At 72.5% G+C, this 21,314-nt stretch carries 13 protein-coding genes and 1 pseudogene; 9 read left to right on the top strand and 5 right to left on the bottom strand.

From position 1 onward, the window contains the following. The first annotated feature begins 6 nt into the window (after positions 1-6). From ACIP4O_RS18285 to yicI, 4 genes are read left to right on the top strand one after another with little or no spacing between them, the layout of a single operon-like run. Positions 7-966 carry a sugar ABC transporter permease gene (locus ACIP4O_RS18285; protein WP_361332438.1) on the top strand — a complete coding sequence of 320 codons (960 nt, stop codon included), beginning with the start codon at positions 7-9 and terminating at the stop codon, positions 964-966. A gap of 5 nt (positions 967-971) precedes the next feature. Further along, positions 972-1,868 carry a carbohydrate ABC transporter permease gene (locus ACIP4O_RS18280; protein WP_401575558.1) on the top strand — a complete coding sequence of 299 codons (897 nt, stop codon included), beginning with the start codon at positions 972-974 and terminating at the stop codon, positions 1,866-1,868. A gap of 54 nt (positions 1,869-1,922) precedes the next feature. Continuing rightward, on the top strand, positions 1,923-3,383 hold the full coding sequence (locus tag ACIP4O_RS18275) for a GH1 family beta-glucosidase (RefSeq protein ID WP_401575556.1): 1,461 nt from the start codon (positions 1,923-1,925) through the stop codon (positions 3,381-3,383). After that, the gene (yicI, locus tag ACIP4O_RS18270) at positions 3,380-5,716 is read left to right on the top strand and encodes an alpha-xylosidase (RefSeq protein ID WP_401575555.1); all 2,337 of its coding nucleotides are present in this window, start codon (positions 3,380-3,382) and stop codon (positions 5,714-5,716) included. The genes ACIP4O_RS18275 and yicI overlap by 4 nt, the downstream gene beginning before the upstream one ends. A gap of 149 nt (positions 5,717-5,865) precedes the next feature. Here the strand turns inward: yicI and ACIP4O_RS18265 are convergent, their stop codons facing one another. Then, positions 5,866-7,914, bottom strand: coding sequence for a prolyl oligopeptidase family protein (locus ACIP4O_RS18265; RefSeq protein WP_401575553.1), 2,049 nt, complete (start codon positions 7,912-7,914; stop codon positions 5,866-5,868). A 98-nt stretch (positions 7,915-8,012) separates the two neighbouring features. On the opposite strand from ACIP4O_RS18265, the gene ACIP4O_RS18260 reads away from it, so the two are divergent. Further along, a complete protein-coding gene (locus ACIP4O_RS18260) occupies positions 8,013-8,984 on the top strand; it encodes a DUF4232 domain-containing protein (protein ID WP_401575551.1) in 972 nt (323 codons plus the stop codon). A gap of 286 nt (positions 8,985-9,270) precedes the next feature. Then, a complete protein-coding gene (locus tag ACIP4O_RS18255) occupies positions 9,271-12,261 on the top strand; it encodes a GH92 family glycosyl hydrolase (protein ID WP_401575549.1) in 2,991 nt (996 codons plus the stop codon). 93 nt (positions 12,262-12,354) lie between these two features. On the opposite strand, the pseudogene ACIP4O_RS18250 reads toward ACIP4O_RS18255, so the two are convergent. The 4 genes and pseudogenes from ACIP4O_RS18250 to ACIP4O_RS18235 all read right to left on the bottom strand — a co-directional run. Continuing rightward, a pseudogene (locus tag ACIP4O_RS18250) lies at positions 12,355-14,319 on the bottom strand (glycogen debranching N-terminal domain-containing protein); the annotation flags it as partial. Continuing rightward, positions 14,316-15,740 carry an MGH1-like glycoside hydrolase domain-containing protein gene (locus ACIP4O_RS18245; protein WP_401575547.1) on the bottom strand — a complete coding sequence of 475 codons (1,425 nt, stop codon included), beginning with the start codon at positions 15,738-15,740 and terminating at the stop codon, positions 14,316-14,318. The gene ACIP4O_RS18245 and the pseudogene ACIP4O_RS18250, both read right to left, overlap by 4 nt. Then, complete coding sequence (locus ACIP4O_RS18240) at positions 15,737-16,537, bottom strand: sugar phosphate isomerase/epimerase family protein (RefSeq protein ID WP_401575545.1); 801 nt, start codon at positions 16,535-16,537, stop codon at positions 15,737-15,739. Before ACIP4O_RS18240 ends, ACIP4O_RS18245 begins: the two co-directional genes overlap by 4 nt. Positions 16,538-16,694: 157 nt before the next feature. Then, a complete protein-coding gene (locus ACIP4O_RS18235) occupies positions 16,695-17,741 on the bottom strand; it encodes a zinc-binding alcohol dehydrogenase (protein WP_401575543.1) in 1,047 nt (348 codons plus the stop codon). Positions 17,742-17,883: 142 nt separating this feature from the next. On the opposite strand from ACIP4O_RS18235, the gene ACIP4O_RS18230 reads away from it, so the two are divergent. The 3 genes from ACIP4O_RS18230 (at position 17,884) to ACIP4O_RS18220 (ending at position 21,284) form a co-directional block, all read left to right on the top strand. Then, entirely contained in the window at positions 17,884-19,284 is a 1,401-nt protein-coding gene (locus tag ACIP4O_RS18230; protein WP_361332469.1) for an extracellular solute-binding protein, read from the top strand. A 138-nt stretch (positions 19,285-19,422) separates the two neighbouring features. Then, complete coding sequence (locus tag ACIP4O_RS18225) at positions 19,423-20,403, top strand: carbohydrate ABC transporter permease (protein WP_401575541.1); 981 nt, start codon at positions 19,423-19,425, stop codon at positions 20,401-20,403. Beyond that, the gene (locus tag ACIP4O_RS18220; protein WP_361332474.1) at positions 20,400-21,284 is read left to right on the top strand and encodes a carbohydrate ABC transporter permease; all 885 of its coding nucleotides are present in this window, start codon (positions 20,400-20,402) and stop codon (positions 21,282-21,284) included. The genes ACIP4O_RS18225 and ACIP4O_RS18220 overlap by 4 nt, the downstream gene beginning before the upstream one ends. Positions 21,285-21,314: the final 30 nt, after the last annotated feature.

Genomic DNA, 21,314 nt, shown 5'->3' with positions numbered 1-21,314 from the left:
CACGCCATGGCCCTGACCGCAGCCCCCGGCACCTCCGTCACCAAGGCCCCGGCCACGCACGGCCCCAGCCACGGGCGCGGCGCCCGCGCGGCCCTGCTGCGCTGGTGCTTCGTCCTGCCCGCCGTGCTCTACATGCTGGCCTTCTTCGGCTACCCGCTCGTCCGCAACGTCGTGATGAGCTTCCAGCACTACACGCCGCGCACCTTCTTCACCGGCGAGGCCCCGTTCAACGGCCTCGACAACTGGCGCAAGGTCTTCGACAACCCCCTCTTCACCGACTCGCTCGGCCACACCCTCCTCTTCGTCCTCGGCTCTCTCCTCGGGCAGTTCGTCCTGGGCCTCGCGCTCGCGGTCTTCTTCTCGCGCCGCTTCCGCCTCGCCGGACCGGTACGCGCCCTGCTGCTCCTGCCGTGGCTCGTCCCGATGGTCGTCTCGGCCGTCGTGTGGCGCAAACTCCTCGACCAGGACACCGGCGTCGTCAACACCCTCCTGACGAACCTGCACCTCACCGACTCCCCCGTGCACTGGCTCAGCAGCCCCGGCGTCGCGCTCACCTCCGCCGTCCTCGTGAACATCTGGATCGGCATCCCCTTCAACATGGTGATCCTCTACGGGGGGCTCCAGGAGATCCCGCGCGAGCTGTACGAGGCCGCCTCGCTCGACGGCGCGGGCGCCTGGCGCACGTTCCGCTCCGTGACGCTGCCCATGCTGCGTCCCGTCGTGACCGTCGTCCTCGTCCTCGGTTTCATGTCGACCGTCAAGATCCTCGACCTGATCCTCGCCCTCACCGGTGGCGGCCCGGCCGACTCCACGCAGACGCTCGGCACCGTCACGTACCAGCTCTCCTTCCAGCAACTCGACTTCGGACAGGGAGCCGTCGTCGGGAACGTCCTCATCCTGGTGAGCGCCGTTTTCGCCGTCCTCTACCTGCGCGCCAATCGTTCCGACTTCGGACAGGGGAAGTGAGCCGCATGACCGCACCCGCCACACCACAGCCCGGCCCCACCGCCCTCGCCACCCCGCGGCCCCGCACCCCCCTGGCCACCGCCGAGCCCACGAGCCGCCGCCTGCGCCGCGCGGGCAACACGATCATCGCGCTGCTCATCCTCGTGGTGCTGCTCTTCCCGCTCTACTGGATGGTCAACATCGCCCTCCAGCCCGGCGAGGGGCTCGCCTCGACGAGCTGGCTGCCCACCTCGCCCGGCTGGGGCAACTTCAGCCGCGCGCTGAGCAGTCAGGGCGACTCCCTCGTGACGAGCCTCCTCGTCGCGCTCGGCGCCGTCGTCGTCTGCCTCGCCCTGGCGGCACCCGCCGCGTACGGGCTCGCGCAGCTGGGCCTGCGCGGCGCGCGCACCGTCGTCTTCGGCACCCTCATCACGCAGATGGTCCCCGGCATCGTCATCGCGAACGCCCTCTACAGCGCCTACGTGGACCTCGGTCTCACCAACTCCCTGCCCGGACTGATTCTCGCGGACGCCTCGCTCGGCCTGCCCTTCTCGATCGTGCTCCTGCGCTCCTTCATGGTCTCGGTGCCGCGCGAGGTCGTCGAGGCCGCGATGGTCGACGGCGCGAACCGCTTCACGGCCTTCGTCCGCGTCGTCCTGCCCATGAGCCGCAACTCCCTCATCACCGCCGGGCTCTTCACCTTCCTCTTCGCCTGGTCCGACTTCATGTTCGCGCTCACGCTCAACACGACGGACGCTGTCAAACCCATCACGCTGAGCATGTACGAGTACATCGGCGCCCACGTCAGCGACTGGGGCGCGGTCATGGCGACCGCCGTCGTCTCCGCCGTGCCCGCCGCCGTCCTCCTCGTCCTCGCGCAGAAGTACGTGGCGGCAGGGATCACCGGAGGTTCGGTGAAGTAGGACCCGCACCCGCACGCCTCCGTCCCCGGCCCGTTCCCGCATCGAAAGGCAGGCATGAGTACCGCCCCCTCCCGCACCGCCCCTTACCCCACGTTTCCCCCCGGCTTCCGCTTCGGCGCCGCCACCGCCGCCTACCAGATCGAGGGGGCCCACGACGAGGACGGGCGCGGCCCCTCGATCTGGGACACCTTCAGCCACACGCCGGGCCGCACCGAGGACGGCGCGAGCGGTGACGTCGCCTGCGACCACTACCACCGCTGGCCCGAGGACGTCGCACTGCTCGCCGGGCTCGGCGTCGACGCGTACCGCTTCTCCGTCGCCTGGCCGCGCGTCCTGCCGGAGGGAACGGGGGCCGTCAACGCGAAGGGACTCGACTTCTACGACCGGCTGACGGACGCCCTGCTCGACGCGGGGATCTCGCCGACCGTCACGCTCTACCACTGGGACCTTCCGCAGACCCTGGAGGACCGGGGCGGCTGGCGCGAGCGCGCGACCTCCGAGCACTTCGCCGCGTACGCCACCGTCGTGGCCGAGCGGCTCGGGGACCGCGTCGGGAGCTGGATCACGCTCAACGAGCCGTACTGCACCGCATTCAACGGGTACGCGGAGGGGCGCCATGCCCCCGGCGCGCGAGAGGGCGTCGGCGCACTCGCCGCGGCCCACCACCTGCTGCTCGCGCACGGCCTCGGCACCGAGGCGCTGCGCGCGGCGGGAGCACGCGAAGTCGGCATCACCCTCAATCTCGACCGCGTCGAAGCCGCGAGCGGCCACCCCGACGACCTCGCCGCGCTCCGCCGCGCCAGGACGCTGCACAACGACGTCTGGACGGACCCGCTCTTCGCGGGCCGCTACCCCAAGCACGAGCACGAGACCTGGGGCCCGCTCGCCGAGGACCTCGCCGCGCTCCGCCGCGAGGACGACCTACGCGTCATCGGCGCCCCGCTCGACTTCCTCGGCCTCAACTACTACCGGCCGCTCACCGTCCGCGCGGCACCGCACCGCGAGAGCGAGCCCCGCCTGCGTACCGCCGTCGACATCGGTGCCGCCGAGACGGACCCGTACGGCACCAGGCACACGACGATGGGCTGGCCCGTCGTCCCGGAGGCGCTCCCCGCCCTGCTGCGCGAACTGACCGCGCGCCACCCGGGGTTGCCGCCGCTGTGGATCACCGAGAACGGCTCGGCCGAGGCCGATTCCGTCGCGCCGGACGGCGCCGTCCACGACGCGGACCGTATCCACTACCTCGACACGCACCTGGCCGCGCTCGCGACCGCGATCGAGGAGGGCGCGGACGTACGCGAGTACTACGCCTGGTCCCTGCTGGACAACTTCGAGTGGGCGCGCGGCTACGAGCAGCGTTTCGGCCTCGTCCGCGTCGACTACGCGAGCGGTGAGCGCCTGCCGAAGGACAGCTACCACTGGTACGCGGGCCTGCTCGCCCACCACCGCGCCCGCACCACCATCAGCACCAGCACCGCCAGCACCGCCAGCACCGACCAGGAGCACCCCGCATGAAGTTCACCGACGGCTACTGGCAGGTGCGCCCCGGCGTGACCCTGCGGCACGCCACCACCGTCGCCGATGTCGAGGTGGGTCCCGAGCGGCTGACCGCGTACGCGGCGGTACGCAGGGAGTCGACACGGGGCGCGACGCTCAACAGCCCTCTGCTGACGGTCGAGTTGTGGTCCCCCGCCGAGGGTGTGATCGGCGTGCGGCTCACCCACCACGCGGGCCGCCGTCAGCGCGGCCCGCATTTCGCCCTCGCCGAGCCGGTCGCGGGCGCGGGCCGCACGCGTACGCTTCAGGAGGACGGCGTCGCCGAACTCGTCACCGGCTCCCTCACCGCACGGCTTGCCGCAACGCCCGGCAACGACTGGGGCATCGAGTTCCTGGACGCCGATGGGCGCACGCTCACCTCGCTCGGCCCGCGCGGCCTCGGCTTCGCGACGGACGCCGACGGCCGGCACTTCACGCTCGCCCGGCTCGCACTCGGTGTCGGCGAGCAGATCTACGGCCTCGGTGAGCGCTTCACCCCCTTCACCCGCAATGGCCAGACCGTCGACCTGTGGCAGGCGGACGGTGGCACGAGCAGTGAACAGGCTTATAAGAACGTCCCGTTCCACCTGAGCAGCAAGGGCTACGGCGTCTTCGTCAACCACCCCGGGCTCGTCTCGTACGAGATCGGCTCGGAGGCGGTGGGACAGACGCAGTTCAGCGTCGAGGACCAGAGCCTGGAGTTCTTCGTGCTCGCCGGTCCCGCGCCCAAGCAGGCGCTCGGCCGCTACACGGCGCTCACCGGGCGCGCCGCACTGCCGCCCGCCTGGTCGTTCGGACTGTGGCTCTCGACGTCGTTCACGACCTCGTACGACGAGGAGACCGTGACCCGCTTCGTGGAGGGCATGGCCGAGCGCGGCATCCCGCTCTCGGTGTTCCACTTCGACTGCTTCTGGATGCGCGGTTACCAGTGGTGCGACTTCACCTGGGACCCGGAGGTCTTCCCGGAGCCGGAGGCGATGCTGCGGCGGCTCAAGGAGCGGCACGGGCTGCGGATCTGCGTGTGGATCAACCCGTACATCGCGCAGAAGTCCCCGCTCTTCGCCGAGGGCATGGAGCGCGGATACCTGCTGCGCACGACGGACGGCGACGTGTGGCAGTGGGACCAGTGGCAGGCCGGGATGGGGCTCGTGGACTTCACGAACCCCGAGGCGCGCGCCTGGTACCAGGGCCACTTGAAGGTGCTTCTTGACCAGGGGGTGGACTGCTTCAAGACGGACTTCGGCGAGCGGGTGCCGACCGAGGGCGTCGCCTGGCACGACGGCGGCGATCCCGCCCGCGCGCACAACCTGTACACGCAGCTCTACAACGAGGCCGTCTTCGATCTTCTGCGTGAGGAGCGCGGCGAGCACGAGGCCGTCCTCTTCGCCCGCTCGGCGACAACGGGCGGTCAGCGCCTGCCCGTTCACTGGGGCGGGGACTGCGAGTCGACGTTCGAGGCCATGGCGGAGTCGCTGCGCGGCGGTCTCTCGCTCGGCCTGTCGGGCTTCGGCTTCTGGAGCCACGACATCGGTGGTTTCGAGGGCAGGCCGTCGCCCGAACTCTTCGCCCGCTGGGTGCAGTTCGGCCTGCTCTCCTCGCACAGCCGACTGCACGGCTCGACGTCGTACCGGGTGCCGTGGGACTACGGCACCCAGGCGGTCGAGGTGACCCGCGCGTTCACCCGGCTCAAGCACCGCCTCATGCCGTACCTCTACCGCGCGGCGCTCCAGGCGCACGAGGACGGCGTCCCCGTCATGCGGGCGATGCTCCTCGAATTCCCCGAGGACCCCGCCAGCCGCACCCTGGACCGGCAGTACATGCTCGGCGACGACCTCCTCGTCGCGCCGGTCCTCAGCGCGGACGGCTCGGTCGAGTACTACGTCCCCGAGGGCACCTGGACCCACCTCCTGACCGGCGAGGAGGTCGCGGGCCCCGGCTGGCGCCACGAGCACCACCCGCTGGACACCCTCCCGCTCCTGGCCCGCCCCGGTTCCGTACTCCCGCTCGCCGCGCACGAGGAGGGCCCGGTCTCGGACTGGGCGGACGACATGACGCTACGGGTCCACCCCGGGCCCGCCGAGACGGTCACCGCGATCCCCCGCCCGGACGGCACGGGCACCGCGGCGACCTTCACGGTCCGCCGCACCGGAGCTGGTCTGGAGATCACGACGGACAGCGCGCGGCCGTGGCGCGTCGAGGTCCCGGGCCACCGGATACGGACCGAGGCGGCCGGTACGACGCGGACGGCCGAGGGCGGGCTGCGCTGCGCGGCCGGGACGACGCGGGTGAGCCTGGTGGCGGTGAGGGGCTGAGCGGCACGGCGCCGGGACGGACCCGCCCGAACCCGTCCCGGCACCCGGCACCCGGCACCCGGCACCCGGCACCCGGCACCCGGCACCCGGCACCCGGCACCCGCCCCACCGTCCCCCTCCGCCCTCCCGGGCCCTGGACCGCCTGCGGCTCACTCCCGGTCTGGCCGGGCTGGTCCGCCGGCACGCGGCGGGTTCAGCCGGCGCCACAGGAAGGTGTACGCCAGCGCGCTGTTGAACGCCGCCTGCGCGTTGTCGCTGCCGCCGCCGTGCCCGCCGCCCGGGCTCTCGTGCAACAGGACGGAGTGGCCGAGTTCCCGCATCCGCGCGGCGAACTTGCGGGCGTGGCCCGGGTGGACGCGGTCGTCGCGGGTGGAGGTGCGCAGGAGGAGGGGCGGATAGGCGCGGTCCGCGGTGAGGCAGTGGTACGGGGAGAGGGCGCGCAGGTGCGGGCGGTCCGCCTCGTCCTCCGGGTCCCCGTACTCCGCCGTCCAGGAGGCGCCCGCGAGGAGTTGGTGGTAGCGGAGCATGTCGAGCAGCGGGATCTCGGCGACTATCGCGCCGAAGAGTTCGGGGTAGCGGGTGAGCATGGCGCCCATCAGGAGGCCCCCGTTGCTGCCGCCCAGCGCGCCGAGCATGGCGGGGGTGGTGATGCCGCGTGCGACGAGGTCGGCGGCGACGGCGGCGAAGTCCTCGTAGGCGCGCGGTCGTTCGGCCTTCAGTGCCGCACGGTGCCAGTCGGGCCCGTACTCGCCGCCGCCCCGGATGTTCGCGACGACGCGCGTGCCGCCGCGCTCCAGCCACGCCCGGCCGCTCACGGCCCCGTACGCCGGAGTGAGGGAGACCTCGAAGCCGCCGTAGCCGTACAGGAGTGTGGGTCCGGGGCCGTGCGTCTCGTGGTCGGGGCCCGTCACGAAGTACGGGACGCGTGTGCCGTCCCGCGAGGTCGCGAAGTACTGCCGTACGACGAGGCCTTCGGCGTCGAAGCGGGCCGGGGCGCGCTTGAGGACGTCGGCGGGGGTGCCGATCCGGCCGTGGGAGAGCGTGGACGGCTGGAGGAAGCCCTCCACGTCGAGGTCGTAGGCGTCGTCGAGGTCGGGATCGGTGTTCATGACGGCGACGTCGGAGAGCGGCGGTACGGCGGTAAGCGGGGCGCGGGTCCAGGGGCCCTCGGGCGCCGGTGTGAGCACCTCGACGCGGGTGCTGACGTCGCGCATCGTCGTCAGGAGCAGGTGGTGGCGGGTCCATGCCTGGCCGACGAGGGCCGTGCGGTCGTCCGGCGCGAAGAGCACGCGGGCGGTGCGGTCGCCCGCGAGGAAGGCGTCGAAGCCGAAGGCGAGGAGCGCGCCCGCCGGGTGGCCGAGCCAGTCGCTCCTGAGCCTCACGAGCAGGTGCTCGCGGTGCGCGTACGCCGCCGCGTCGTCGGGCACGTCGATCCTGACGAGGGTGTCACCGGGGGCGAGGAGGTACAGCTCGCTGGTGAAGAAGTCGGTCGCCCGCCCGACGAAGTCCCGTTCGAAGCCCGGCGTGCGGTCGTGCCATCCCCAGGCCGCGACGTCGCTCCGCTCCGCCTCGTACACGACGACGGCTTCGCCGAGGGGGGTCCCGCGCCGCCACCGGCGTACGGTGCGCGCGTAGCCGGAGTCGGTCAGCGAGCCGCCCGCGAGCCCGGTGCCGACGAGGACGGTGTCCTCGTCGATCCACCCGATACGGGTCTTGGCCTCGGCGACCCGGAAGCCGCCTTCGACGAACTCCCGCCGCCCGAGGTCGAATTCGCGCACCTCGATCGCGTCGCCCCCGCCGCGCGACAACCGCACCAGGGCCCGGTCCCGGTCCGGCTCGCGCACGACGGCACCTGCCCACACCCAGTCGACACCCTCGGCCTCGGCGAGCGCGTCGACGTCCAGCAGGACCTCCCACGCGGGCACCTCCTGGCGGTACTCCTCGATGGAGGTGCGCCGCCACACCCCCCGCACGCGCTCGGCGTCCTGCCAGAAGTTGTACCGCTGGTCACCTCGTCGCGTCGTGTAAGGGATGCGGTCGCTCGCGTCGAGCACCTCGCGCAAGCGCCCTTCGAGCGCGGCGAAGCCCGGGTCCCCCGCGAGTTCGGCCTCCGCTTCGGCGTTCCGCTCCCCCACCCACGCGAGAGCGGCCTCGCCCTCGACGTCTTCCAGCCACAGATCCGGGTCGTCATCAGTCACCCCCGCATTCTCCCGCCCCGGCCACTTGTGACAGCGCTGTGACCGGAACTATGGCCTCCGTCACAGGCGGGGGACATACCTGCTGATCAGATGACCGGATGCACAGACGCACGCCGCTCCGGCCGGCCACTCCCCGTACGCTCCCCCTCGTCACGGCCCTCGCCGCGACCATCCTGCTGCTCACGGCCCTCACGGCCTGCGGGACGGAGGAGACGGGAGCCCCCGCGAAGGGGGCGGCCTCGGCCTCCACCCGGACGCCCATCGACGACCCCGGCAAGGACGGCGCACGCGTCACCTCCCTGACCCTGCCGAACGCCTCTCCCTCGCCCACCCCCACCCGGCGCTACTCCGTCACGGCCGACCACCTCGACCTCGGCGGGGACTCCGGCATCAGTGCCGCGTACGAGATCACCAACAGCGGCACCGAGACCCTGACCTACACGGTCACCCTCACGTTCACGAGCGAGGACGGCGGGGCCATGGGCGGCGGGACCGCCACCAAGCGCGACGTCGCCCCGGGGAAGACCGTGCGCGGCTCGGTCCGGGCCGGCGCGCTGCCGCCGACCACGCCCCGGATCACGGGGGCGGAGGTGAGCGAGGTCGCCGCGGTTCCCGCCGCCGAGGCCCTGGCCGCCCCGGGCACCTGCCCTTCCTCCGGCGTCCGGGTCGGCACCGACAAGGGCGACGCGGCGATGGGCCTGCGCGTCATGGGCCTGCACCTCGACAACTGCGGCACACGCGACTACCAGGTCGAGGGCTACCCCGTCCTGCAACTCCTGGACGACTCCCGCGAGCCGATCGAGAACGTCGCGATCCTCCGCGGCAGCCGGGAGATCACCACCGGCATCACGGGCGACGGGCCCCCGCGCCCCGTCACCCTCAAGCCCGGCGAGTCGGCGACGGCCAGGCTGGTCTGGCGCAACCTCACGGAGATGGGCACCCCGGTGACGGCCCCTTACGCCCGCGTGCGCGCGAAGGCGGGAGCCGCCCCGGTGATGTTCCCCGAACACATCGACCTCGGCACGACGGGCAAGCTCGGCGTGACCCCATGGGCGAAGACGGCACGCTGAGGCAGGGGGCCCGGGGGTGGGACCAAGTCCGGCCGGGGCGGCCGGGGGGACAGGGGGGCGTACGGCCGGGACGGCCGGGGACGGGGCGACGCGGCCGGGACGGCCGGGAACGGGGCGACGTACGGCCGGAGGCGGGGACTTTCCTCACCGGGTGCCGGGAATTCGTGCTCCGGCCCCTCCCCCGTTCGCCCCACGCGGGATACGGTCACCGGGCCACATGACAACGTTGTCCGGGAGTGGCCGTCTCGGCCCCCGCCCCGGGCACCGCGCCGAAAGGGAAAGCGCCATGCGCACGCCCCGTACGACCACCCGCGAACCGGCGCCGCCCACCCGCGAACCGGCACCGCCCGCCCGGCGCCCGGGCGCGGGCCTCCTCCTCGCCGCCGTGACCTCGCTCGGCCTCCTCGCCGCGAGCGTCCCGGCCGCCGAGGCCCACGCCCGTCCCGCGCCGGGAAGCGCCGCGAGCGCCTACGACTCCGTCGATCCCTTCATCGGCACGGAGCTCGACACCACGCAGAACAAGGGCAACAGCGCCTACGGCAACACGTGGCCTGGCGCCGCGCTGCCCTTCGGCATGGTCCAGTCGAGCCCGACGACGTACCGCACCTCGGACGGCGACCAGAAGGGCGGCTACGAGTACACGGCCGACAAGCTGCGCGGCTTCGGCATGACGCGCCTGTCGGGCACGGGCTGCGAAGGCCGGTTCAGCGCCTTCGACTTCCCCGTCCTGCCGTACACGGGCGCCCTCCCGGACAGCGGCCTGCCGCGCAGCCCCGCCGCCGACATCACCTCGTACTACCTCGACTACGACCACGCCGCCGAGGACGCCGCGCCCGGCTACTACCGCGCGGGGCTCGGCAACGGCGTGACCGCCGAGCTGACGGCGACGACGCGGTCGGCCGTGAGCCGGTACGCCTTCCCGCGCGACGGCGACAGCGCGACCCTGCTGCTCGACGTGGCCGGCTCCAACAACAAGGTCTACGACAGCCACGTCAGCGTCTCCGGGCGGACGGTGAGCGGCTGGGTCGAGGCCGCCTCGGTGTGCGAGGGCGGCGGCCACTACCGCGCGTACTTCTCCACGACCTTCGACAAGCCCTTCACCGCGCACGGCACTTGGCAGGGCGACAACGTCACGCCCGGCGCCGACGGCGCGACCGGCGGCGACCAAAAGCACGGCGCGGGCGCCTGGCTGACCTTCGCGCGCGGCACGAAGGTCACCTCGCACACCGGGCTGAGCTACGTCGACGTGGACGGCGCGGCGCGCAACGTACGGGCCGAGAGCGCCCGACAGTCCTTCGACGCCGTCCGCGCCGGGGCCCGCCGCGCCTGGGAGCGCAACCTCGGGACCATCCGGACCGAGGGCGGTACGGCGGCGGAGCGGACGAAGTTCTACACGGCCCTGTACCACGCGCAGTTGCACCCCAACGTCACCGACGACGTCTCGGGCCGCTACCCCGGCTACGACGGCAAGGTGCACACGGTCGCGCGCGGCCACCACGTCTACACGACGTACTCCGGCTGGGACACCTACCGCGGACAGGCGCAGTTGCTCGCGTTGCTCTTCCCGAAGATCGGCGACGACGTCAATCAGTCGCTCGTGGACATGGTCGAGCAGACCGGCACCTGGCCCAACTGGCCGCACCTGAACCAGGCGCAGCAGAAGATGACCGGGGACTCGCTCCAGGCGGTGCTCTCCGCGATCGACGCCTTCGGCAGCACCCACTACGACCGCGAGGGCGCGCTGCGCTCGATGGTTCAGACGCAGTCGCTCCCCGCCACGAACACGCGGCGCACGGCGGCGCTCCAGTACTTCGGCACGGGTTTCGTGGAGAACGCGAAGGGCGACTCGGCGACCTCGAAGACGCTGGAGTACGCGATCGACGACTTCGCGATCGCCCAACTGGCCGGACGGCTGGGCGAGAAGGACACCGAGAGCCGGTTCATGGCGCGCGCGCAGAACTGGCGCAACGTCTTCGACCCGGTCACCCAGGAGATACGGCCGCGCTCGCGGAACGGTTTCGACCGGGCCTTCGATCTCGGCCAGCGCGGCAACCAGTTCGACCAGGCGACCGGTTACCAGTACGGCTGGATGGTGCCGCAGAACGTCGGCGGGCTCATCGCCGCACGCGGCGGCGAGGCGAAGGTGAGTGCCGAACTCGATGAGCACCTGAGCCAGTTGGACGCGGGGGTGTACGGCACGAAGGGCGCCTACCTCTCCAACCAGCCGAGCTTCTCCGCCCCGTACGTCTACAACTGGCTGCGCCAGCCCGCGAAGACGGGCGACACACTGCGGCGCGCGACGAGCGAGATGTACGGCACGGGCCCCGACGGCCTGCCGGGCAACGACGACCTCGGCGCGCTCTCCGCCTGGTACGTGTGGGCCAACCTCGGTCTCAGCCCCACCATTTACGGCACCGCGAACCTGGTCCTGAGCGCCCCGCTGTTCGACAAGGTGACGATCCGCAGCCAGGGCAGCGCGCGCACGCTGCGCCTCAACGCGCCCGGCACGACGGGCGACCGCCCGTACGTGGCGTCCCTCAAGGTCAACGACCGTACGAGCACGGCGAGCTGGGTCGGCGAGGACTTCGCGCGGCGCGGCGGGACGCTCGACTTCACGATGGCCGCGAAGCCGGGCGGCTGGGGCACGCGGGCCGGTGACGTACCGCCCTCGTACGACGCGGGCTCCGACGCGCGCAACGACGTCGGGACGACGGTGGACGGCGCGAAGTCGGCGGGCTCGCTCGACCTGAGCGACAACTCCCTCTCCCGCGAACGCCTTTCGGCGGCGGGCGCGGCTCCCGGGGCGAGGCTCCCGCTCGGCGAAACGGGGGTGACCTTCACCTGGCCCCGCACCGCTCCGGGCGAGCCGGACAACTGGATTCCGCACGGCCAGCGGATCGCCCTCGGCGGCCGTACGGGTAAGGCGGCGACCGGGATCTCCTTCCTCGGCCTCGCCACGAACGGCCCGGCCCAGGGCACGGCGCGCGTCGAGTACACGGACGGCACCACGCAGGACGTCACCGTGGCCCTCACCGACTGGACCCCCGGCACCGACTACCGCTTCGGCAACGTACCGCTCGTGGAGACGACGGGCCGCAACCGCGCGGACGGCACCGCGGACACGACCCGCACGGTCGTCTTCGGAACGGCCCCCGAGGCACTCGACCCGGCGAAGCGGGTGAAGTCCGTGGTCCTGCCGCAGTCCAGCGACAAGGGCGTCCTGCATTTGTTCGACGTGGCCCTTACCACCAAGCCCCTTCCCAGCGCGGGGAATTGAGCTCGCCACCGGGCCCGGCACCATCCTGACCCGCACCACCGCGGCCCACACCGCCCCGGCCCGGCCCCGCACCACGCGGGGCCGGGCCGGTTCTCACACCACCGCGCGCAGGCTCGTGAGGAGGGCGAGCGGGGTGGCCGCCGCCCAGGCCTGCGGGCTGCACGCGTGCGGGTAGGGAACGGGGCGCGGGTGCAGGGTCCGGTCGTACCCGGCCAGTACCTCCGGGAGGCGCCCCCCGTGGTGGGCGGCGGTCTCCGCGAGCGCCGCCGTGAGAGTGCGCACGGCCTCCCCCATCCCGTAGCGGGCCAGGCCGAGGGCGATGACCGCGTTGTCGTGCGGCCAGGCGCTGCCCCGGTGGTAGGAGAGCGGGTGGTGGGCGGGCTGGCCCGTGGCGAGGGTGCGCACCGCCCAGCCGGAGAAGAAGTCCGGCTCCAGCAGACGGCTGCCCACGCGGCGGGCGCGGTCCTCGTCGAGGATGCCCGACCACAGCAGGTGGCCCGCGTCCGAGGCGAGGCCGTCGACCTGGCGGCCCTCCCCGTCCAGGGCGAGCGCGGGGAAGTCCTCCTCGGCGAGCCAGAAATCACGTGCGAAGCGCTCGCGCAGCGCCGCCGCCGTCTCCTCCAGCCGCGCGGCGTAGGCGGGGTCGTCCCAGTGCTCCCTGGCGAGCCGGGCGGTGCCCAGCAGCGCGTCGTAGGCGTAGCCCTGGGCCTCGACGACGGCGACCGGGCCTTCGGCCTGGGTGCCGTCGCGGAAGCAGATCGCCCCGGCCGAGTCCTTCCAGTTCTGGTTGACGAGGCCGTCCGGGTCGGGCTGGTAGACGAGGTAGCCGTGCGCGTCGAGTCCGCCGTCGCCGTGCATCCAGTCCACGGCGGCGCGCGCGTGCCGCTCCAGTTCGCGGGCCGGGCCCGGGTCGCCGGTCGTCTCGGTGTAGGCGCCGAGCAGCGCGAGGAAGAGCGGGGTGGCGTCCACCGAGCCGTAGTAGCGCCCGTAGGGCACCTGGCGGAAGTGCGCGAGTTCGCCGTACCGCACCTCGTGCACGATGCGGCCCGGTTCCTCGCCGCGCTCCGCGTCGTAGCCGGTGCCCTGGAGGGCGGCGAGCGCCCGCAGGGTCGCGGCGGCGGTCGCGGGGCGGTAGGGCAGGACGAAGAACGAGGTGAGCAGTGAGTCGCGTCCGAAGAGGGTGAGGAACCAGGGCACCCCGGCGGCCGGGACGGACAGTTCCTCTCCTGCCGGGCCGTGCGCCGTGACACGCAGCCGGTCGAGGTCGTCGAGCCCGCGCAGGCACGCCTCGGCGAGTCCCGGGGGCGCCTGCGGCGGCACCGGCAGGCTCCTGTCACCGGCGTTCGCACGGGCGCGGGCGGCGAGTGCGGTGGGGTCGGTGCCCGGCGCGGGCGGCGTGGCGCCGTGCGGTCGTGCCTCGACGCGCAGCAGGACCTCCGCCGAGCCGAGCGCGGGCAGGTCGAGGTCCCACAGCAGGCGCCGGGCGGTGGTCCCGGCCTCCTCGACGGCCGCGGGTGCCGGGGAGGCGGTGACGGTGGTGACCGATTCCCAGGTCTTCCGCGCGTCCTCACGCGCGTGAGCGCTCTCGCGCGTGTAGGTCCAGCGCAGGCCCGTCGCCTCGGCGCGCACCGTGCGGCGCGCGCCGTCCTTGGCGTAGACGCGGTGGTCCGAGCGCAGTTCGAACTGGTCCGCGAAGTCGGCGTCCACGAGGAGGGCGAGGCGCGCGGTGCGCGGCCCAGGGCCGTTGTTGACGAGCCGTACGCGCTCCACGAGCGCCCCCGAGACGAGGGCCAGTTCCCGTACGACGGTGTGCGCGGGCGGGGTGTCGCGGGTGCCGGCGGGGGCGAGCACGCAGGTGGCGCCGCCGTCCTCCTCGCGCAGCGGGACGAGCACCTGCGGGGCCGCCCCGTCCACCGTCAGCTCGTACCGGCTCAGGTGGCGGGCGTCGCGCCGGAAGAGGCCGTCCGGGCTGCTGCCGCGGCGCCCTGTGAGGCCGCCGTCCGCGCCGAGGACCGCGAAGGTGCCCTCGTGGACGAGCGTGGTGTCGGTGGTGCTCATACCGCGGTCCTCTCTCGGGCCCCGGGCCGGGTCCCGGCCGGGGAGGGGTCGCCGCCCTCGTGGGGCGCGGGAAGCTTCGACCGGGAACGCCGGGCGGCGAGCAGGTCGAGGCCGAGGGCCGCCGTCCAGCCGAAGGCCCGGGTGCCGCGCGCCTCGGCGGTGTACGGGTCGACGTACTCGGCGAAGTCGCTGGCCGGGGCCTCGCGGAGCATCGACTCGCGCAGGAGGTCGGCCTCGTCCGTGCGGCCGTGCAGGCGCAGTCCGCGCTCCAGGAGCCAGTTGACGTTGAACCAGGCGGGTCCGCGCCAGTAGCGGGAGGCGTCGAACGCGGGACCGCGCAGGTCGTAGGAGGGGACCAGGGGCAGGGTGCCGAGGCCGAAACTCTCGCCCTTGGCCGTGCGGACGAGCGTGTCCACCAGGTGCGCGGGCAATCCAGGGACGAGGAGCGGCACGAGTCCGGCGGCGCTGCGCGCGGGCACGAGCCGGTCGGGGCCGAGGTCGCGGCTGAGGAACATGCCTTCCGCGGGCGACCACAGGCGCTCCACGAGCGCGTCCGTCAGCCGGGCCGCGCGCCGCTCGTGCGGGGTCCGGTCGCCGCCGAGTTCCGCGGTGATCTCGGCGAGGGCGTGTTCGGAGGCGATGAGCAGCGCGTTGACGCAGGGGTCCTCGACGGCGAAGGCGAAGGGCGCGGTGTCCCGGTAGCCCGCGTCGCGGTAGTCGGCCGCCAGGCGTACGTAGCGGCCGTAGTCGAGGTCGGTGGGGCGTTCGGCCAAGGCGCCGTGGTCGAGGTCGGCTCGCCGGTAGGAACCGGCCCGGGCGGGCTCGACGCGGGAGAGGGGCTCGTCCCAGGCGGGGCTGTTGTCCATGCCCGCCTCCCAGGGGTGCACGACCGCCGTCAGCCCGCCGCCGCCGAGGTCGCGCGGCCCGGTGAGGTAGTCGTGCCAGGCGGCGAGCCGGGGGCGCAGCCGTTCCAGGAAGCCGCGCCGCCGGGAGAGGGCGGGGTCGTAGCGGTGCACGAGCCAGGTGGCGAGCGCGTGCACGGGTGGCTGCACGATGCCGGAGGTCTCGATGTGGCGGGGCGCGCCGAGCGCGGCCCCGGCCCGCGAGGAGCGCCAGAAGTCCGGGCTCGGGAAGTAGGCGCCGAGCGGGACGGCGGGGTTGAAGACGATGTGCGGGACGCGTCCGTCGCCCCACTGGGCGAGGGTCAGGGTCTCCAGTTCGCGCTGCGCGCGGCGTACCGAGAGGTGGCGCAGGCCGATGGCGATGAACGCGGAGTCCCAGCTCCACTGGTGGGGGTAGAGCCCGAGCGAGGGGACGGTCGAGTCCCCCCGCCAGTTCTGGAGCAGGACCCGTGCCGCACCGCGCCACAGTGTCAGGTCCGCGGCGGCGGTGGGCACGGGAGCGGTGAGCGGCTCGGTCACGCTCCCGACCTCCGCAGGAAGGCGGGGACGGAGCGGACGGCCTCGACGGGGTCGCCCGTGAGGCGGCACTCGGCGGCGAGGTAGCCGTCGAAGCCGATGGTGTGCAGGGCGCCGAGCCACGCGGACCAGTCGAGGTGGCCCGCGCCGGGCTGGAAGCGGTTGGAGTCGCTGACCTGCGTGTGCCCGATGTACGGGGCGGCGGCGAGGATCGCGGCGGCCGGGTCGGCCTCCTCGATGTTCATGTGGTAGCTGTCGATGCCGATGCGCACCGAGTCGAGGCCTACGGCGGCGATCAGTTCGGCGGCCTGGTCGAGCCGGTTGACCATGTGGTCCTCGTACCGGTTGAGCGGTTCGAGGTAGAGGGTGACGCCCTCGGCGCGGGCGTGCTCGCCGAGTTCGGTGAGCCCGGAGAGCAGGATCTCGCGGTCCTCCTCCTCGGAGCGCGGCGGCTCGAAGGGGGGCAGGCGGCGCGAGAACATCCCGTACGAGGCGGGGGTCTGCACGCCGAGCGCGCCGATCTCGGCGGCGACGCTGAGCTGCGACTTCATCTGCTCCAGCGCGTCGCGGCGCAAGTCGTCGTCGAAGGCGGCGAAGAAGTGGAGCATCTCGACGCACACGGTGGGCATGACGACCCCGTCCGCGCGGGCCCGCAGCAGTTCGGGGAGCCGGTCGCGGAAGCGGAACTCGCCCTGGGAGCGCAGCTCGACGGCGTCGTAACCGGCCTCCTGGGCGAAGTCCCACTTCTCCTGGAGGCTCCCCCCGGGCAGCAGCTGTTCCTGGCAGGCGATCTTCAACATGGCAACGGGGCCTTTCCGTGCCGCGGGCGCGACACGCGGGGAACGGGGGTGGGAGGGCCGGGTACGGGCCCGGAGGCGGCGTGGGGGCGGGAGTTCGGGCCGGTCGGGCGAGGAGCAGGGGCTGTCCGCCTCGCCCGGCGCGGTCCCGGAAGCGGGCTCAGAAGCTGAGGACGACCTGGAGCGCGTCGGCCGGGTGCTCGTCCAGCAGGACGTACGCCTCGGCGGCCTCGGCGACGGGGACGACGTGGCTGACCAGCCCGGAGACGTCCACCCTGCCCTCGGCGACGAGGGCGAGGAAGGTGCGCTGAAGGCGTTCGACCGTCCAGCGGCCCGAGAGTTGCGGCGGCACGCCGCCGATCTGGGAGCAGATGAGCTGGACGCGGTTGTGGTGGAACTCGTCGCCCAGGCGCAGCCCGGCGCCGTCGCCCTGGTAGAAGCCGGAGGCGACGACACGGCCGCCCACGGCGACCGAGCGCAGCGCCTCGTGCAGGGCGGGGTAGGCGCCGCTGATCTCGATGGCCACGTCGGCCCCGGCGCCGTCGGTGGCCTCGCGGATGCGCTCGGCGACGGCGTCGGTACGGGCGTTGAGGGCGTGGCTCGCGCCGTAGGAGCGGGCGGTGGCGAGGCGGCCGTCGAGGGCGTCGACCGCGGTGACCCGGGCGCCGTTGAGCTGGGCGAGCCGGGTGGTGAGCAGGCCGATGACGCCCTGTCCGAAGACCGCGACGTCCTCGCCGACATGGATGTCGGCGGCCAGGACGGCGTTGTAGGCGATGGCACCGACACGGGCGAAGGCACCGGCGAGCGGTTCGAGGCCGCTCGGAAGGGTGTGGCCGATCATGCGCTCGACGGGGACGACGCCCTCGCTGCGGTGGCCCCAGATGCCCCAGACGAGGTCGCCGGGAGCGGGCACGCCTGGCCTGCCGAGGAGTTCGGGTGAGACTTCGGTCACCTCGCCCACCTCGGAGTAGCCCCAGCCGGCCACCGGGTACTCGATACCGGCCGCGCCGTCGCGGAAGAGCCGGGCCTCGGCGTCCCAGGTGCGGGTCAGGTAGGGGTTGGTCCCCCGGTACGCGGTCAGCTCCGTACCGGCGGATATCCCGCTGTAGCGCGTGCGTACCCGCAGGTGGCCGGGGGGAAGTTCGGCGCTCTCGTGCGAGGCGACCTCGACCTGTCGGGGGCCGGTGAACTGGACGACGCTTTCCACGGGACTGCTCCGGTCGTGAGGGGAAGGTGGGGCGGGTGATCACTCACTTCCGTCGAAGATATCTCAGGCTTATGTCTTGTCAAGAAGCAAAAGTGATGCTGAGATGCGTTGACGATCAACGTAAGTAGTGTGAGGAAACAGCATGGTGTGGAAGGCCCGAGGGACCAGGACGGCTCTGGCCGGGCTCGCCGCGACCCTCGTCGCCGGGCTGCTCGCCGGTTGCGGGAACTCGGGCGAACAACAGCCGGACAAGCGGATCACGGTCTGGACACAGGAGAACCTGCCGCCGCGCATGGCGGCCACGAAGAAGGTCGTGCGGCGCTTCGAGAAGGAATCGGGCGTGCACGTCGACCTCGTCGGAGTGGACGAGGCCCAGTTGCCGCAGCTCATCATGTCCGCGGCCGCGGCCGGGAAGCTGCCGGACGTCATCGGCGCGGTCCCGCTCGGCCAGGTCTGGCAGATGTACGGCAACGGGCTGCTCAACACGGATGTGACCAAGAAGATCGTCGCGGATCTCGACCCGAAGACCTTCCAGTCCAACGCGCTCTCGCTCACCGCCGACGGCGACAAGCGGCTGGCCGTCCCCTCCGACGCCTGGCTGCAACTGCTCGTCTACCGCAAGGACCTCTTCGCCAAGGCCGGACTGAAGGCGCCCACGAGCTACGCGAGCGCCCTCAAGGCGGCGGCGAAGCTGGACAAGGGCGACATGGACGGCATGTCACTGGCCACCGACCCCTCCGACGTCTTCACCCAGCAGAGCTTCGAGGACCTGGCCCTCGCCAACGGCTGCCGCCTCGTGAACGACAAGGGCGAGGTCACCCTGGACTCCCCCGCCTGTCGCACCTCGTTCAAGGCCTACGACACCCTGGCCCGCGAGCACGGCGCCCCCGGCACCCAGAGCGTTGACACCACCCGCGCCACCTATTTCGCGGGCCGCTCCTCGATGATGGTCTGGTCCTCCTTCCTCCTCGACGAACTGGCAGGCCTGCGCTCCGACGCGCTCCCGAGCTGCCCGCAGTGCAAGAAGGACCCGGACTTCCTGGCCCGCAACACCGGCATCGTCACCGCGCTCCAGGGCCCCGACGCCCAACAGCCCGCCCAGTTCGGCGAGATCACCTCCTGGGCGGTGACCCGCACCGCCGAGACCGCCGCCTCGCGCTCCTTCGTCGACTACATGATGGGCAAGGGCTACGCGGACTGGTTCGGCATGGCCCCCGAGGGCAAGATCCCGGTCCGCAACGGCACCCCGAAGGACCCCGACGTCTTCCGCACCGCGTGGCGCGAGGCGGACATGGGCGTGGACAAGCGGCGCTCGCTCAAGCAGGCCTACCCCGACGGCCTCACCGACCAACTGCTCGACGGCATCAAGGGCATGCGCCGCTGGGGCCTCACCGAGGGACAGGGCACCCTGGTGGGCGCGACCAACGGCGAACTCCCCGTCGCCAAGGCGATCGGCGCGATGACCGGCGGCCAGGAGTCCCCGGACTCGGCGGCCGAGGAGGCGGCCTCCGAGGTCGAGGCCCTGCGCAAATCCCTCCAGTGACGCCCCGCGCGCTGCCCGGGGACGTGCCTCGCCCCCCGGCACCGCGGGCCGCCGCTTCCCGCCCTCCCCCGGCGCGTCCCCCCACCCGCCGCCCCCGCACGCCCCTCCCCCCAGGCCGTACCCCCTTGAGGTAACCCCATGAGCACACCCCCGCGCGACGCGACGAAGCGCCGCGCCACCCCGCGCACCGCGAGCCAGCGGGAGAACCGCTCCGGCATCGCCTTCGTCACCCCCACCTTCCTCGTGGTGCTGGTGGTGGTGATCGTGCCCATCCTGTGGACCGTCCTGCTCGCCTTCCAGAACGCCAAGCTGGTCGACATCCAGGACAACGGACTCTTCGGCCGGTGGACGCTCGACAACTTCGCCCAGGTCTTCGGCTCGCCCGGCTTCTGGAGCAGCCTCGGCACGACACTCGCCTACACCGTCGGCGCGACCGCCGGTTCCGTGATCCTCGGCCTCGTCGCCGCCCTCGCCCTGCGCCGGCCCTTCCGCGGCCGGGGCCTGCTGCGCGCCGCGATGCTGCTGCCCTACGTGGCACCCGTCGTCGCCGTCTCCTTCGTGTGGGAGGTCGCGCTCAGCCCGCAGTACGGCATCGTCAACGAGTGGGGCCGCAAGCTCTTCGGCTGGGACGACCCGATCGCCTTCCTGTCCACGCGGTCCTACGAAGTGAGCCTGCTCGGCGCGCACTTCGACATCCCGCTGGCGCTCCTGACGGTCATCGCCTTCGAGACGTGGCGCTACTTCCCCTTCGCCTTCCTCTTCCTGCTGGCCCGGCTCCAGGCCGTGCCCGACTCGCTGGAGGAAGCCGCCCGCGTGGACGGCGCGACCCCCACCCAGCGCTTCCGCCACATCCTGCTGCCGCAGCTCATGCCGGTCATCGCGCTGCTGAGCGTGCTGCGCTTCATCATGACGTTCAACAAGTTCGACGACGTGTACCTGCTCACCGGCGGCGGCTCGGGCACCGACGTGGTGGCCGTGCGCGTCTACGACTTCCTCACCTCGCGCTTCGACGTGGGGGCCGCCTCCGCCCAGGCGCTCGTGCTGGCCGTCGTGCTCATGCTCCTGCTGGGCGTCTACTTCAAGTTCTTCGCCAAGAAGGTGCAGGAGGAGTCCGCATGAACCGCGCGTCCCGCATGACCCGCGCCCAGTTCGAGGAACGCCTCTTCGGCGTGCTGCGCTGGGTCGTGATCCTGTTCCTGGCACTCATCACGATCGTGCCCTTCTACTACATGCTGCTGCTGTCGCTGAAGCCCATCGACGCGCTGCTGCTCGACCCGGGGCGGCTGTGGATCAGCGCCCGCGAGTTCACGCTCACCACGTACGAGAGCGTCCTCAAGCCGACCTCCGAGGGCGGGCAGGGCTTCCTCGGGATGCTCCTGAACTCGGCGCTCGTCGCCGTGGCGACGGTGCTGCTGACCCTCGCCGCGGCCGTTCCGGGCGCTTACGCGGTCAGCCGCCTCAAGTTCTTCGGCGGCCGGCAGGTCGGCGCCCTCTTCCTCGCCGTCTACCTCTTCCCGGCCACCCTGCTCGCCGTCCCGCTCTTCGTCATGTTCGCGAAGATGGGCCTCTCGGGCAGCCTCGTCGGCCTCGCCGTCGTCTACATCGCGCAGACGGTGCCGGTGTCGATCTACATGCTGAAGAACTACTTCGTCACCATCCCGTACAGCATCGAGGAGGCGGCGGCGATAGACGGCGCCTCGCGGCTCCAGACCGTCCGCAAGATCATCCTGCCGCTGGCCCTGCCCACCCTCATGGCCACCGGGCTCTACGTGTTCATGATCGCCTGGAACGAGTTCCTGTTCGCCCTCCTCTTCCTGGCCGCCGACCCCGGCAAGTGGACCGTCTCGCTCGGACTCCAGCAGCTCGCCAACGGCATCGAGGTCTCCAAGACGGTCCTCATGGCGGGATCGGTCGTCCTCACCATCCCCGTCGTCGCCCTGTTCTTCGCGGCGGAGAAGATGCTGACCGAGGGCCTGACGGCGGGCGCCGACAAGGGCTAGGAAAGGTGCCTGAGCATGCGGGCCCGGTTG

The organism is Streptomyces sp. NPDC088923 (assembly GCF_044749745.1).
Classification (GTDB): Bacteria; Actinomycetota; Actinomycetes; order Streptomycetales; family Streptomycetaceae; genus Streptomyces.
Note: the sequence above shows the minus strand (reverse complement) of the source record. Positions and strands in the feature narration are given on the sequence as shown.